This window comes from Streptomyces triticisoli, assembly GCF_003270085.1.
Classification (GTDB): Bacteria; Actinomycetota; Actinomycetes; order Streptomycetales; family Streptomycetaceae; genus Streptomyces; species Streptomyces triticisoli.
This window is the reverse complement of sequence record NZ_QFDQ01000051.1, coordinates 1-14,234: the sequence shown is the minus strand read 5'-3', so window position 1 is coordinate 14,234 and position 14,234 is coordinate 1. Positions and strand designations below refer to the sequence as shown.

Below are 14,234 nucleotides of genomic sequence, written 5' to 3'. Positions count from 1 at the left end.
TCAGTGGTCCTTCTTGCGCCTGCCTCCGATTTGGTACGGCCGCATCATCTCGTTGTCCTCGTGCTCGACGATGTGGCAGTGCCAGACGAAGCGACCAGGGTGGTCGAACCGGGCCTTCACCCGGGTGATTTCTCCCGGATAAGCGATCACGGTGTCCTTGAAGCCACGCTCCCAGCTCTCCGGCGGAATGGGTGACCCGTCGAACGGTTGCCGGTTCACCACCTCGAACGCCACCTCATGGATGTGGATCGGGTGGGCGTCCACCGTGAAGTTGTACAGCTCCCATGTTTCGGTCGCGTTCAGCCTTGGGTTCTCCGTGACCGGATCGGCCCAGTCGAGCAACACCGGATTGCCGACGGAGTCGACCGTCCCGAGCAAAGTCTGGACCGGCGTTCCCGGTGGCACCTGGGGGCTGCTGGATTGCACCTCGTTGAGGGAGAGCCGACGTGTGACGCTCGGCGAGCCGAGTGGCCTGGTCCTGGGCAGTCTGAGCTGATCCGGCGGGACGCTGGTGTCCTTACTCGCCGGTGGGCCGACCACGAATTTCATCACCTGACCGGTGGTGGCCGGATCCGCCACGGGGAAGTCCACACCTGGTTCGCCCCGGCCGAAGGGTTCGTCCGCGCCCTCGTTGATGAGGTACAGCTCGGTGCCTTCCGGAATCCCGGTGAAGTCAACGATGACATCGGCCCGCTCCGCGTTGGCCAACAGCAGCCGCTCCCGTTGCACCGGTGCGGGCAGGAATCCGCCTTCGTTGCCGATCTGCCAGAACGGCAGGGCTGACTGGGCCGGCCGGGCGGTCGGGCTGTCCGCGATCTTCAGAATCAGGAACCGGGCATTGCACCCGTTGAGGAGGCGCAGCCTGTAGCGGCGCGGTTCGACCTCGAGCTTCGGCCATGTCCGGCCGTTGACCACCATGGTGTTGGCGAAGAATTCGGGGTTCCAGATGGGAGGTACATCGGTGGTGGGAATGTACGGCCCCGGGAACCCGTCGAAGAATTCCCGGCTCGTGGGGTAGAACAGCGAGCCGTCCGAGTTGAACGAGCGGTCCTGGATGGCCAGGGGAATCTCGTGGTACCGCGTGCCCGGCGGATCGCCGAAGGCGGGCGCCGGCCCGGGCAGAACCCCCTTGGGCAGGTCGGACTCGCCGCCGCGCAGCAGATAGAACCCGGCGGGTCCGGCGTAGACGTTGAGCCGGGTCATGCCCAGGGTGTGATCGTGGAACCAGAGGGTCGCCGCCCGCTGGTCGTTGGCGTACTGGAAGGTCGCAGTACCCGGCTCCCACTTCAGGCCGTGCGCATGGGCGAACTCCTCCCGGAACTCGTTGTAGAACGAGCCCACGGTGGCGAATCCGCGAGGAATGTTCTTCGCGCGTGGCAGGTACCACGCTTCGGTGTAGCCGTCGCTCTCCTCGGTCGAATGCCCACCGTGCAGATGAGTGACGATCGGCACGGGTCCGGTATACGGCCCCGGCGTCGAGGTGAAGGTCGGCCGGGAGTCGCGCCCGGCCATGCCGCCCGGCGGGTTCGCCCAGTGCAGGGTGGGGTCGACCGCCAGCAGGTGCGGAAGGAACCGGCCGCGGCTGTCGACAAGGTCGTTCACCCAGGTGACCCGGACAGGCCGGTCGACCCTGGCCTCGATGCTGAACGAGGGGTAGTTGAACGTGTTGCGGTCCTCAAGCGAACCGTATCCCCACACAGTGGTGGACGGCAGAGTGGGCGGCAATACCTGCTGGCTGAACTGCCGGACACCGATGACGTACGTGTCGATGCCGTGCCGCTGCGAGTGACGAGCCTTCGGCATCACCGGCGGAATCACCAGGTTGGTGACGTATTTCGGAACGGTCGTGGGATCCAGGGTGGGGACTGGGAATTTGCCGGCAGACCCGGCCCTCGGGGCCACCGCGGTCCCGTTGGGGAGTGCCATCGCCCCTTCAGGCCTTGGAAGAACCAGGGCCGCCCCACCAGCGGCCCCGGTCACGAGAAGGTCTCTTCGTGCGATCATTTCTCTCGCCTTCTGCAGCCCGAGGGCCTCGATCATTTCCTGACGGGATGTTAGGGCGCGCGCACCGTGCGTGGTGGAACCTGTCTGGCGTGTCGTCAGGCTGCCGGGCCCGGGCAGCGTGCGGGCTGCACATCGGCGCAGCCACGACCAAAATTCGTTGCTGCAAAAGGCCTCGTCCAGCGATTGCGCCAGCCGGCGGGTCATGAATCCCAAGGCCCCGGGTTCGGTGTGCCTGATCGCGTTGGTCTCGATCTTGCATGAGGAGCCGTCAGCTTGCCGACGGACCCTTTCGGCTCGTTCGAGGTGGAGATTTCTGCAGGTGGTCAGGCTGGTGGCCCGACTGTCGCGTCGGGTGAGCGCCGGCCCACGTCCCCACGGCCGTACAACCAACGCCCCTGCGCGCGAGTCGTGATCAGGACGGCCGCGTCCGCCGTCCCGAGCCTGACCAGAGGACCGAATGAACCCAGCCAGACGCACGACCTCCGCGGCCGCGACCGCGCTCGTGCTCGCCACCACGGGCGGCCTGCTCACCGCCGTCGCCACACCTGCCTCCGCCGCGACCACCTGCGCCTCGCCGGTCTACAAGCGGCAGTTCTTCGCGAACACCACCTTCTCCGGCAAGCCGAAGAAGACCGACTGCGACTCCAAGATCGACCAGAACTGGGGCACGAAAGCCCCGGCTTCCGGCCTGCCGAAGGACCACTTCGGTGTCCGCTGGACGGTGACCCGCGACTTCGGCTCCGGCGGCCCCTTCGCCTTCCCGGTCGAAACACGTGACGGCATCCGCGTCTACCTCGACGGCGTCCGCAAGGTCAACCTGTGGAAGAACGTCTCGACGACGGTCAAGAAGACGGTCAACGTCACCATTCCGCCCGGCAAGCACACCCTGCGCATCGACTTCGTCAACTGGACCGGCGCCGCCAACGTCAAGTTCAGCTAAACGCCGCGGACCTCGTCCACCGTCGACAAGGTCAAGCCGCGCGCCCCGAAGGGCATCACCGTCACGTACGGCACGGCGACCGGCAAGGCCAAGATCACCTGGTCCAAGAACAAGGAGATGGACCTCGCCGGCTACCGCGTCTACCGCCGCCTCAAGGGCAGCGCGTACCCCGCCGAGCCGCCGGCGACCACGACCTCCACCGCGTACACCGACACCCCGCCCCCCACCGGCCAGACGTACTACTACGAGGTCCGCGCGATCGACAAGGCCGGCAACGAGTCCACCGGCACCGCCGACCAGGGCGTCACCACGCCCGACCGCACGGGTCCGGCCGCCCCCACCGGGCTCACCGCGCACGGCGACCTCAACGGAATGGTGCTCGGCTGGAACGCGGTGCCGGACGCGGTCGCCTACCAGCTGTACGAGAGGAACCCGGCCACCGGCTCGTACACGCTGGTGGAGGAACTCACCGGCACCTCGTACACGCACTCCGTGGGCCACGACGAAACGCCGCACACCCATGTCGTGCGCGCCCTCGACGCGGCGGGGAACCCCGGGCCCGTACTCGAAGCCCGTCACCTCCGACGGCATCGACCGCGCGGCCCCGGCCGCGCCCGTGAACCTGCACGTGACGCCGGGCCGGGCCAGGGTGCTGCTCACCTGGAACGCCCCGGAGCACCCGACGCTCGACGAGCTGATCAACGACGCCTACTTCACGGTGCTGCGCTCCGAGGGCACCCGGCTCGGCGCGGACGCGGTGCGGGTCCGGTGCGCCGAGGAGAGTGGGACGTTCAACCCCAGCCGGAAGGAGTACTCGTTCGTCTGCTACAACGAGAGCTGGGAGCTGGACACCACCTACACCTACGGTGTCGTCTTCACCGACTGGCAGGGCAACGAGTCCGCTCCCTCCCCCACCGTCACGGTGACCACCGCCGACCGTGTCGCACCGCGGCCGGTCACCGGACTGACCGCGACGCCGCGCGCCGACGGCATGCTGCTGCGCTGGAACGCCTCGACGGAGGACGACATCGCCTCCTACCGCGCCCTGCGCGGAGTCCGGCAGGCCGACGGCTCGGTCAAGTTCCTGGGCACCTGCGTCCTGGGCCAGGACGACCCGACGGCCGCGCTGTGCATCAATGTCCCGGACGGCGAGTCGTACGTCTACGCGGTCTACGCGGTCGACAAGTGGGACAACGCCACGGCCGTCGGCCGAGGACCTGCTGGCGCTGTGACGGCGCCCCGATCAGCACACCCGCCGAAGCCGAACAGCCCGTCCCCACCGTCCAGAACTGACGCTCATCATCGGCGCCTGGGTTTTCGATCACTGCGGAGACCCACCTGCCGAAATCCAGCTCCGTCGCGCCGCCGCTCGACCGTGAGGCCAAGCGGCGCCGGGCCGTCATGCGTCATGGCGAAGAGGCCGGCGGGAACGTCGCGGTGTCCTGCCGGTGCTTCGGGGTCGGCCGGGAGCCATGAGGTAACCACCGCAGAGAGCAGCCATCGGTCACGACCATGCTTCCGGCGGGGGGGGTCGGCCGGCACCGGGATGGAGGAGGCGCCGTTCCCCGCTCGGGTGGACTCGTTCAGTGAGCCGTCCAGTGGTCCATCTCCTGCGCCCGCGCGTCCAGGGCGGTGACGACAGCGGCCGACGTGACACGGGGATCACCGGGAACCTGCACGTCGCGCTGGACGCCACCAGGCACATGTCCGGCTCCCGGTCCGGACATCTCCACCTCGATTCCCGCGCGCCGCGCAAGCGCGACCGCCGTCGCCACGAACCCTTCCGAGAGAGCGAGCATCACGGAGTGGCCCGTGCGGCAGTGCCAGGTGACCAGCTTGCGTGTGAACTCCTCGTACACGACCGGATCGACCTCAAGTGTGTCCGGGTCGCCCCTGTACTTGTCCTGGCCGATTCCTGAGGGCAGTTCAAGTTCCACTTCGAAGACCTCGACCTGCCGCAGGAAGAGGCGGCCGACACCGTTCGACGGGTTCCACAGTGTCTCATCACCGATGTCGAAGTACATGCTCATCGTCGTTCCTCCTGCTCAGAGGCCTCGGCACAGAGCAGAAGACCGTATGGGCGGCAGACACCTGGCTGAAAGCTGTTCCGCAAATGATCTCCGAGCTGCCTCGGGAGTGCTTGGCCGTCGTACGAGCCTCTCGTCTGTCCGGCGAGGGTGAGGTGGTGCACCCGGGCAGTGCCCGGCATGGCGTGGTGGACTCCGTCGCTTCCGAGGCGGCAGTGGCGAAGGGTCTTGCAGGTCTTCATGTGCGCGAAGACGTGCTCGACGCGGGCGCGGACCTGCTTGTAGGACTTGTTGTGTGCTTCCTTCCGGTCCGGAAGGTCTTCGCCCTTGCGTCGACGGTGGGGCATGACGAGCCCGGTGCCGGGACAGCCGCCGTCGGCGATCGTGAGTGTTCTGCCGATGGCTGCTTCGGCGCCGGATTCCTCCCATGCCTTGCGGTCGTTGCGGTTGCCGGGCAGGGGCCGGCCGACCACGACGACCAGGCGGGTGTCGGCGTCGATGACGACCTGGTGGTTGGTCGATCAGCGGTAGTTCTTGGGCTGCTCCGCCACCGCGTGGTCCCGGGTGGGGACCAGGGTGCCGTCCACGACGAGCACGGTGTCCTTGGCGAACCGCCTGCGGGGTCGGAGCGCGAGCATCGGCCCGAGGTGGTCGATGATGCGGTCCGCTGCCGACTTGGACACCCCGAAGAGCGGGGCGAGCCGGCGCATCGTCAAGTTCGTGCGTCAGTACGTCACGGCCGGCAGGACCCGGTCCTCCAGCGGGAGACTCCACGGTCGGCCCCTCCGGACCGCATCAGCGCCCTCGCGCCGCAGTACGGTCACCGGCTTGCCGAACAGGCGGGTGCTCAGCCCGGTGAACGGGGCTGTCCAGGGCGGCTCCGAAGCCTTGATCACACCAGACACCGCGAGATCATTTCACTCGTCACCGGGGTCCCGTTCACGGCGGTTCCGGACGGCCTCACCGAACCTCGAACGGCGCTCCCCACCAGCCCCGGTGAACCGAGTCAGTCGAAGAGGGCAACGAGTCCATTCACCCAGATCGCGAGGAACACGAAGGCCGCCACCAGGCAGCCGACGCCCGCCAGCACACCGCCGACCGTCCACGGCTCGGAGGGCGCCTCGTGCCCCCCTGCCAGGTCGTCCCGGTAGGAGGCGGGGTCGTCCCAGTCGACGGGGTGCCCCAACTCCTCGGCACAGGCGGTCCGCACCGCGACCAACTGCCCCTCCGCGAAAGCGGTGGCGGCCTTCGCCTCGGGGCCCTGCCAGGCGAGGGCCTTCATCCGCCACCCGGGAGACCCGTACCGGGCCTCGAAGGCAGCGGTCTCGTCGGCGTTCCGGTCCTCTTCGAGGTACATCCAGCGTCCGGCCTCGGCGGCGTCGCCGTAGAGCCGGTACACCTCGGCCAGACGACGGCGGAGCGTCAGGTCGTGCGGGAAGGACGAGATGAGACCGCGCAGGCGCTGGCGCGCGACGGGAACCCGGCCGGCGGCCAGGTCTGCATCGGCTCGGGCAAGAGTCTCTTCCAGGGGCATGAACGCATGATCGGGTACCGCACTGACCTACGTCGACCTGGTTTCGCCGCTCGGCACTCGCTCGCTCCTGACGGCATCGGCTGAACCTCACCGAGACGGGACACCGCCAGTCACGGGGCAGCCGCTCGGGGTACGGGCCGTACTCGGCGATCGGCAGGTGCGATCGGTTAACTCCCAACCTTGGTTGCTCAGTTGCACTCGCGTCGAGTAAGACGCTCCACCGGACCGGACCGTGCCGCGAAGGCACATCCCGCATACCAATCACGACTCGGCACACTCCCCGGTCGAGCCCCTGCGGAGACACGGCCACGAGGTCGGTGAGCGGCTGCCCATCGGTCGATGTGGCCTCCCTCGCCGTTCGACCGGGCGAGTTCGCCACACGAGTACTGCCGTGAACCCCTTTGCCGCCCGTCCTGACAAGCACTCACTATCGTCTCCTTGACGATAATCGAGGTGTCGTGTCAATCCGGCGCAGCACCAGGCCGCCGATGAGCCGACTTCTTCAGCCTGCCGGTTGCGGCTGTGCCACCCCCGACTGCTCACGCCTAGAATCGCTGCCCGCCCGCCACTGCCCGGCTCATGAACGTGCGCCGCCGCACCACATGGAGGCCTCATGGTCCACGCCCGTAAACCCCAGCCCTACTTGGACTCCCTGGGCATCGACCGGGCCGCCGGCGTACTGCTCGGGGCAGCCGTGGGCGACGCGTTGGGCGTGCCCTACGAGTTCGCGGCAAGGCTGCGCGAGGACCAGCAGCCGCAGATGATCGGCGGCGGGCTGGGGCCGTACGAGCCCGGCGAGTACTCCGACGACACCCAGATGCAGGTGTGCATCGCCGATGTAGCGGCGACCGGAGCCGATCTGCGCGCCCCCGAGGCCCTCGACGCGATCGCGGCGAACTTCCAGCGCTGGCTGAGGGAGGGCGCCAGTGATGTCGGGAACCAGACCAAAGCTGTTCTGAATGCCGCCGGCCGTGCGCCCGGAACTCCGGGCGCGGCCATGCTGGAGGTCGCCCGCAGCTTCACTGCCGCCAAGGCGAACAGCGCCGGCAATGGCTCACTGATGCGTACCGGGATCGTCGCCCTCGCCCACCTGGGCGACGCCGCGGAGATGGCCGAGGCGGCCGTCGCGGTCAGCGCGCTCACCCACCCCGATCCCGACTGCGCCGACGCCTGCGTGCTGTGGTGCTCCGGTATCCGTACCGCGGTGCTGGAGGGCACCTTCGACGGCGTACGCGCCGGACTGGACCTGCTCCCCGCGGAGCGCCGAGCCCTGTGGGCCGAGCGGCTGGACGAGGCGGAGGCCCACCCCCCGCACCACTTCGGCAACAACGGCTGGGTCGTTCACGCGTTCCAGGCCGCTTGGTCGGCCATCGCGCGCACGCCCGTTCCCGAGCTGAACCCCGCCGGGGGCAGCTTCCCCACCCAGCACCTGTCTCTCGCCCTGGAGGCGGCGGTCCGGGCCGGGACGGACACCGACACCGTCGCGGCGATCGCCGGCGCCCTGCTCGGCGCGCGCTGGGGCTGCTCCGGCATCCCGCTGCAGTGGCAGCAGGCTGTCCACGGCTGGCCCGGCCACCGGCAGGCCGACCTGGTCCGGCTGGCAGTGCTCACCGCCCGCGGCGGGAGCGACGACGCCGCAGGCTGGCCCTCGGCCGCCCGCGTGCCCGCTCCGGCCGGTGCGCCCCGCGGCTTCGCCATCCCCCACCCGCACGACCCCGGGGTGGTGCTGGGCAACCTCGCCCTGCTCCAGGGCGGTGAGCCGGTCGACGTCGACGCGGTGGTGTCGCTGTGCCGCATGGGCACGGACCCCGTCCTGCCCGGTGCCGATGCCGAGCACGTGCGCGTCTGGCTGGTGGACAGCGACGGGAACAACGCCAACCTCCACTACGTCGTCGACCAGGCCGCCCGCGAGGTGCTGCGGCTGCGTCGGGAGGGCAAGCGGGTCCTGCTGCACTGCGCCGCCGGGCAGAGCCGCACCCCCGCCGTCGCCGCCGTCTACAGCCACCTGGCCACCGGGATCGACACCGAGACCGCACTGTCCAACCTGCGTGAGGTGCTGCTGCACGGCTGGCAGCTGTCGGCGCACCCCGAACTGCACGATGCGGTGCACGCATTGGCCACCCCGGCGGCCGGCGGCGGCACCTCTTCGGTGCGCCGGCCGGGAGAGGTCGAGGAAGTACGGGAGGAGCGCGACGCGGAGCCGGAGCGGCAGACCGAGTTCCTGCAGGAGAAGTGGGCGGCCTCGCGGGTGCGCGGGTTGCTGCTCGGGCTGGCGGTGGGCGACACGCTGGGCGCGGCCCGGGGCAAGCTGCCGGCCGAGGGTACGTTGCGGGCCGGGGTCAGCACCCAGCTGGCCTGCTTCACCGCCGAAGGTACGATCCGCGCTCTCGTACGTGGTGACCACAAGGGCATCTGCCACCCTCCGTCGGTGATATGGCATGCCTACGGCCGGTGGTCCGCCCTGCAGGGCATAGAGGTGGAGCGGATGCGGCGCCGCTGGGTCACGGCTGGTGACGAGCGGTGGCCCGACGGCTGGCTCGCCCAGGTGCCCGTGCTGGCACAGCGGCGAGGTTCGGCACCGGCGACCGTGGCCGCCCTGTCCAAGATCGAGCAGGGCACCGCGGAGAAGCCGACGACGACCAGCCGCGGCTGCCATGCGCTCACCCGTACCCTCCCCGTCGCCGTGGTTTTTGCCGGGAGAGGCCCGGAGTACGGGGCGTCGCAGGCCCGCGAGATCGCCGCCCTCACCCACGGCGACCCGGCCGCCCAGTCCGCCGCCGCCCACGCGACCGTGCTGCTCGCCCACTGCCTGACCAGCACTCCCAAGGCGCAGGAGGCCCTGTTCGCCGGGCAGCCGCATGTGCACCAAGCCCTGAGGGACGCCATCCACACGCTTCCCGACGCCGACCCCAACCTGACCACCGAGGAACTCGAACAGCTCACCAAGGCACTTGAACAGGCCGACCGGCATCCCGCCAACCCGAAGCGGCTCGCCCACCTCGCTCCGAACGCCACCGCGCCCTCGGCACTGCTCGGCGGCCTGTACGTCGCCGCGTCCTTCCCGGAGCGGGACCAGGTGGACGCCGCCCTGCGCTTCGCCGCCGGAGCGCCGGACGGCGACTCGGTGGCCTGCGTGACCGGGGCGCTGCTCGGAGCGGTACACGGCGCGGAGGCGCTGCCCGTCGACCTGGTGAGCCGCCATGAACTGGCCTGGGTGCTCGACACCCTGGCCCGCGACCTCGTCGCCCAGATCGTCGACTCTCCCAGCGGCGGCGGGTACGGAGGAGGCTGGGACCCGCACTGGTGGGACCGCTACCCCGGCTGGTGATCCGCCGAGCGCCCTGAGGGCTTCCCCGAGGCCGACCTTGACCAGCTCCTCGCCTACTGCACCACGCTGCACCCGCCCGCAGGCCACCTCATCTACGCAAGGGAAACGCCCCGCACGCCCCTTGACCGCCTGCCCGAGTGAGGGGCCGGCCAGAACGCATTCGGCACACATGAGGCCGGGAAACTCCGCGAACACGTGAGAACCGCTGAGGAGAGTTTTCCCAGGCCAGACAGCTATCAGCAGACGTTTCCGCAGGTCACAGCCCCGCCCAGGGAAAACTCCTAAAGCGGGTGTCGCAGGTTCGAATCCTGCCGGGGGCACAGCAAAACGCCTGGTCAGAGGCCCTTCCGTCCGGCGGACGGGAGGGCCTTCGTACTCGCGGTACGCATATGGCACGCGTGCGGCTGCGGGCAGAGGTGGGGCTTTCCAACCCCGCCCATGCCATGTGCCTGAGAAGGCCCGTCTACGATCAGCCGCCATGGACTGGCTGGAACGGATCGCGAAGCTGAGGCAGTGGACCAGGAGTGGGACTCGCGCTCCGCACAAGCCGCTGCTGCTCCTGTACGCTCTCGGCCGGTTCCAGGAGGACGCCGACGGCGATCTGCAATACACCGCGGTGGAGCAGGACCTGCAGCGCCTGCTGACCGAGTACGGCCCGCCCAACAAGACGACGCCCGCCTACCCCTTCCATCACCTGGTCAGCGACGGCGTATGGGAAGTGCGCACCGATCGCGGGCCTGGCAGCCCCGGAAGTGGGGTTCGGGACCTACGGGAGACGGGCGCCACCGGACGACTCGCGCCGGACTTGAGAGCGGCGCTGCGACGTGAACCGCAACTGCTCGGCAGAATCGCACGATTGCTGCTCGACCTGCACTTCCCACCCTCCCTCCACAGCGAACTGTGCGAAGCCGTCGGCCTGGAACTGGAGCCGGCGGAGACCGAGCAGCTCTCGACGGCACGCAGGCGGCGGGACCCGCGGATGCGGGAGCTGGTACTGACCGCCTACGAGTACCGGTGCGCCTTCTGCGGTTACGACGGCAGGATCGGCGCGGTGCCAGTCGGGCTGGAGACCGCCCACGTGCGCTGGTGGGCGTTCGGCGGCCCGGACGACATCGAGAACGGGCTGTGCCTGTGCTCGCTGCACCACAAGCTCTTCGACAAGGGTGTCCTCGGTGTGGGAGACGGCCACCGCATCCTGGTCTCACAGCGCTTCGTCGGCCACAGCGCAGCCGCCCGCGCGCACGTCATAGCCCTCGCGGGCCGTCCACTCGTCGGCCCACAGCCCGGCGCGCGCCCTGTTGCCGCCGCTCACCGCGACTGGCACACCCGTCAGGTCTTCCACGGCGAGCCGCGCCCCGCTACGACTGCCTGACCGCTGCAGCCCTCATGGGACACCCCCTTCACAGAACGTACGTTCGACCTGAAAGATGGGCACGGTCGCGTGAGGAAAGGTCGGGCCGCACCGCACAGAACATGGCATACTCGAAGTATGGCAACCCGGAAGATCACCATCACCGTGCCGGAAGAGCTGGTGGAATCGATCAAGGAGCGCGTCGACGCACGCGGGGTGTCCGGCTACATCGCGGCCGCCGCCGCACACCAGGACGCCATGGACCGACTGCGCGAGTTGGCCGACCGGCTCGAGGAAGAGCACGGCGCCGTGACGGACGACGAGCAGCAGGCAGCGCTGGAGCGCATCGCCGCCATCGACGGCTGGCACGACGAGCAGCAATCGGCTTCGGACGAGGCCGCGTGAGCCGCACCGCCCGAGCGAAACTGCACCGGCCGCGCCAGCGCGTCTTCGTGTTCGACTCCGAGGCCCTCTCCAAGGCGGTCCAGGGCGACCGGGAGATGGCCGCGCTGATCAAGACGGCCCCGCGGCTCGACATCCCGATCGTCACCTCGGCGCTCACGACCCTGGAAGCATGGGACCCGCGCGAAGCGTCCAGGCAGGCACTGTGGAACTGGACGCTGTCCCGGATCCGCATCGTGCACACGGACGACCAGGTGACCGCCATGGCACGCGACATGCTGAAGGCAGCCGGCCTGCACGGACACAAGTACGCCCTCGACGCCATCCTGGCCGCTGTGGCCGGACGGGAAGCCGCACAGGGAGCCCAGGCAACCGTCTTCACCTCCGACACCGACGACATGAACCAACTCCTCGCGGGCCACCCCGTGCGAGTCGAGAAAGTCTGAGGAGACACCCGCCCCTCACTCCGGCCGCTCACCGGCTCCCCGAGCAACCCATGCCTTCGCCGGACGGCGTCCACCGGCACGCATTCAGCACCCATGAGGACGGGAAGCACCGTGAACACGTGAGAACCGCTGAGGAGTCCTTCCCCTGGTCAGACACCCTGCGGCCCACGTCTCCGCAGGTCACAGCCCCGCTCCGGGAAAACTCCTCAAGCGGGTGTCGCAGGTTCGAATCCTGCCGGGGGCACAACGCATTACCGCCCTGACCTGGGGTTTCTTCCCCAGGGAGGCACTCTATTCGGCCTCGGACTCCTCGTCCGGGGCCGTTTGCGTGAGCGGTGCGTGAGCGGACGGAGAGTTGATCTCCGAAATATCTCCCAACGGATCAGCACCGTTCGGCACGGATTCCGCGTCGGGCTCCTCCTCGCCCTCGGGGTCGGGTGCCGCTTCAGGAACGGTGTTCTCGGAGGTGACGCGGGCGCGCGGTACAAGCCGGGCTGCGGCCTCGGCGATCGCCAGGTCCGCCTCGGGGAGCAGGCTCGTATACGTGTCGGCCGTGATGGTGATCGAGGAGTGGCCGAGCATCTCCTGGATGTCCTTCAGGTCGGCACCGGCCGCGTGGGCCAGCGTTGCCGCGCCGTGACGCAGATCGTGGAGCCGGACCGGCGGTAGGTCGATCTCCTCGTACAGCTCGACGAACCGCCGTGTGACGTTGGCGGGGTGGAGCATCTCGCCGTTTTCCTTGGTGAAGACGCGGCCGGTCTCCACCCAGGCGCTCCCCCACTCTTCGCGGTCCTTGTCCTGCTGGACACGGTGCCGCTTGAGCGCCTGGACCGTGTCGGAGTCCAGCGCGACGGTCCGCGCGCCGGCATCGGTCTTGGGGTCGTCCTCGTACACCTCCCAGCCGTCCACGACGAGTTGTTTAGCAACGGTGATGAGACCGGCGTTCAGGTTGGTGTCGGTACATTTCTGCCCGCATGCCTCGCCCCGTCGCAGCCCTCGGAACGCGATCAGGTGGAACAGCGCGTACAGGGCGAGGCCAGCGGCCCCATTTGGTACTCCGGCTCCGGACTCGCTCCGGACTTGTCCTTCCCGAAGATCCAAGAACGACTGAAGGCCATCGACCCGCAGCCCACCGGCAAGCCGGGCCAACGCCGCCCCAATCCCTGGCACCAGGCCACCGCCGCCACCGAGCGCATCCCTCATCACCTCGACCAGAGCGACGACCGAGCCTCCCAGGCCCACCTCGCCGCCTTCGGCGAAGCCCTCGACGCCCTCCCCCTCCTCGCACCCCAGCCCCTGCGACCCCAACTCCGAGAAGCAGCGACCGCGTTCGAACGCGCCACCCGCTCCCGCATCCAGGCCGAACACCACCACGCCCGCGCCCTGCGCAGCGCCGTACGAACCATGCTCCGCGAGCCCATTCCCACGGACGGTGCCCTCGTGGCGATGTTCCTCGACGCCGCGATCCTCGTCGTCATCGCCACCGCCCGCTGGCACCAGCTCCGCCACCACGACCAGCAAGTCGCCGCCGCCCACCAGACCCTGCTCCACCTCCAGGCCGCCTACGACCAAGTAGCCACTGCTCCGCTGGCCGCTCTCGCCCAGCGACAACCGCCCCAGCAGGCCGTGCAACGGCAGATCCGCCGCCTACGCCAGGTCGTGCCCGAGCACGCTGAGCAGATCACCGAAGACCCCGCCTTCGAGGCTCTGACCGCCGCCCCCGCCGAGGCAGAAGCAGCTGGACACGACCCGGAGCGGCTCCTCCAGACAGTCGCCGACCAGCGCACCCTGGACGACACCCGCCACCCCGCACGAGTCCTGACCTGGCGCATCCAACGCCTCACCGCAAGGCCGGCACCCAGCGCACGAGCCCGCGCAGCACAGGCCCGCAGCACAGCACGAGTCGGCCGCGCAGCACAGCGGCCCGACGCTCCAGACCACACGGCGGCAGCCGTCCCAGCACAGCAGCCGCCACAGGCACGACGGCGTTGATCACGACCGCACGGACACCCTCTGGGGGTGAGCAGTTCCAGAGCCTCCCAGCGGGAGCGGTCGGCCCCGCCGCCGCTTCGAGTTGTGAGGTTCGTTCAAGGCCCATCTCTCGTCGCCGCAGGCTCGCTTTAGAGGTCCTAACAGAGTGCTCGGACGCGCCGGTGCAGGATGAGGCAGACAGCCAACTGCAGGAAGGCGTCATGGATGTCG

At 69.3% G+C, this 14,234-nt stretch carries 10 protein-coding genes and 2 pseudogenes; 7 read left to right on the top strand and 5 right to left on the bottom strand.

The genetic code is table 11. The features are described 5' to 3' along the window. Entirely contained in the window at window positions 1–2,208 is a 2,208-nt protein-coding gene (locus tag DEP02_RS09140; RefSeq protein WP_198668359.1) for a multicopper oxidase family protein, read from the bottom strand. Between the two features lie 253 nt (window positions 2,209–2,461). Here DEP02_RS09140 and DEP02_RS35460 point away from each other — a divergent pair, with 253 nt between their 5' ends. Both DEP02_RS35460 and DEP02_RS34505 read left to right on the top strand, forming a co-directional pair. After that, entirely contained in the window at window positions 2,462–2,944 is a 483-nt protein-coding gene (locus tag DEP02_RS35460) for a PA14 domain-containing protein (RefSeq protein WP_332871937.1), read from the top strand. A 520-nt stretch (window positions 2,945–3,464) separates the two neighbouring features. Next, on the top strand, window positions 3,465–4,580 hold the full coding sequence (locus DEP02_RS34505; RefSeq protein ID WP_232839033.1) for a fibronectin type III domain-containing protein: 1,116 nt from the start codon (window positions 3,465–3,467) through the stop codon (window positions 4,578–4,580). Here the strand turns inward: DEP02_RS34505 and DEP02_RS09125 are convergent. The 3 genes and pseudogenes from DEP02_RS09125 to DEP02_RS09115 all read right to left on the bottom strand — a co-directional run bounded on the left by DEP02_RS09125 (window position 4,528) and on the right by DEP02_RS09115 (window position 6,505). After that, complete coding sequence (locus DEP02_RS09125; protein ID WP_157977390.1) at window positions 4,528–4,974, bottom strand: DUF6086 family protein; 447 nt, start codon at window positions 4,972–4,974, stop codon at window positions 4,528–4,530. The two genes, DEP02_RS34505 and DEP02_RS09125, sit on opposite strands and share 53 nt — an antisense overlap. A 137-nt stretch (window positions 4,975–5,111) precedes the next feature. Beyond that, window positions 5,112–5,876, bottom strand: a pseudogene (locus DEP02_RS09120) (transposase); the annotation flags it as partial. A 101-nt stretch (window positions 5,877–5,977) separates the two neighbouring features. Beyond that, window positions 5,978–6,505 (bottom strand): DUF6584 family protein, encoded by a 528-nt coding sequence (locus DEP02_RS09115; RefSeq protein WP_112466842.1) that lies wholly within the window; start codon window positions 6,503–6,505, stop codon window positions 5,978–5,980. A gap of 613 nt (window positions 6,506–7,118) precedes the next feature. Between DEP02_RS09115 and DEP02_RS09110 the strand changes: the two genes are divergently transcribed. The 4 genes from DEP02_RS09110 (at window position 7,119) to DEP02_RS09095 (ending at window position 12,032) form a co-directional block, all read left to right on the top strand. Then, window positions 7,119–9,833: an ADP-ribosylglycohydrolase family protein gene (locus DEP02_RS09110; RefSeq protein WP_112466841.1), complete on the top strand. Its 2,715-nt coding sequence runs from the start codon at window positions 7,119–7,121 to the stop codon at window positions 9,831–9,833. A gap of 478 nt (window positions 9,834–10,311) precedes the next feature. Beyond that, a complete protein-coding gene (locus DEP02_RS09105; RefSeq protein WP_112466840.1) occupies window positions 10,312–11,205 on the top strand; it encodes a phosphorothioated DNA-binding restriction endonuclease in 894 nt (297 codons plus the stop codon). A gap of 117 nt (window positions 11,206–11,322) precedes the next feature. After that, window positions 11,323–11,589, top strand: a complete 267-nt coding sequence (locus tag DEP02_RS09100) for a hypothetical protein (protein WP_112466839.1) — start codon at window positions 11,323–11,325, stop codon at window positions 11,587–11,589. After that, window positions 11,586–12,032, top strand: coding sequence for a PIN domain-containing protein (locus DEP02_RS09095; RefSeq protein ID WP_112466838.1), 447 nt, complete (start codon window positions 11,586–11,588; stop codon window positions 12,030–12,032). Before DEP02_RS09100 ends, DEP02_RS09095 begins: the two co-directional genes overlap by 4 nt. Before the next feature lie 291 nt (window positions 12,033–12,323). Here the strand turns inward: DEP02_RS09095 and DEP02_RS09090 are convergent, their stop codons facing one another. Beyond that, the gene (locus tag DEP02_RS09090) at window positions 12,324–13,133 is read right to left on the bottom strand and encodes a site-specific integrase (RefSeq protein WP_438947737.1); all 810 of its coding nucleotides are present in this window, start codon (window positions 13,131–13,133) and stop codon (window positions 12,324–12,326) included. Here DEP02_RS09090 and DEP02_RS09085 point away from each other — a divergent pair. After that, window positions 13,077–14,024: pseudogene (locus DEP02_RS09085) on the top strand (mobilization protein); the annotation flags it as partial. The gene DEP02_RS09090 and the pseudogene DEP02_RS09085 overlap by 57 nt on opposite strands. Between the last annotated feature and the right edge of the window lie 210 nt (window positions 14,025–14,234).

What these genes read in the sequence shown, in the direction of transcription:
- DEP02_RS09140 (WP_198668359.1), bottom strand. Translation starts at nt 2,208, where the DNA reads ATGACCCGCCGGCTGGCGCAATCGCTGGACGAGGCCTTTTGCAGCAAC.
- DEP02_RS35460 (WP_332871937.1), top strand. Translation starts at nt 2,462, where the DNA reads ATGAACCCAGCCAGACGCACGACCTCCGCGGCCGCGACCGCGCTCGTG.
- DEP02_RS34505 (WP_232839033.1), top strand. Translation starts at nt 3,465, where the DNA reads ATGTCGTGCGCGCCCTCGACGCGGCGGGGAACCCCGGGCCCGTACTCG.
- DEP02_RS09125 (WP_157977390.1), bottom strand. Translation starts at nt 4,974, where the DNA reads ATGAGCATGTACTTCGACATCGGTGATGAGACACTGTGGAACCCGTCG.
- DEP02_RS09115 (WP_112466842.1), bottom strand. Translation starts at nt 6,505, where the DNA reads ATGCCCCTGGAAGAGACTCTTGCCCGAGCCGATGCAGACCTGGCCGCC.
- DEP02_RS09110 (WP_112466841.1), top strand. Translation starts at nt 7,119, where the DNA reads ATGGTCCACGCCCGTAAACCCCAGCCCTACTTGGACTCCCTGGGCATC.
- DEP02_RS09105 (WP_112466840.1), top strand. Translation starts at nt 10,312, where the DNA reads ATGGACTGGCTGGAACGGATCGCGAAGCTGAGGCAGTGGACCAGGAGT.
- DEP02_RS09100 (WP_112466839.1), top strand. Translation starts at nt 11,323, where the DNA reads ATGGCAACCCGGAAGATCACCATCACCGTGCCGGAAGAGCTGGTGGAA.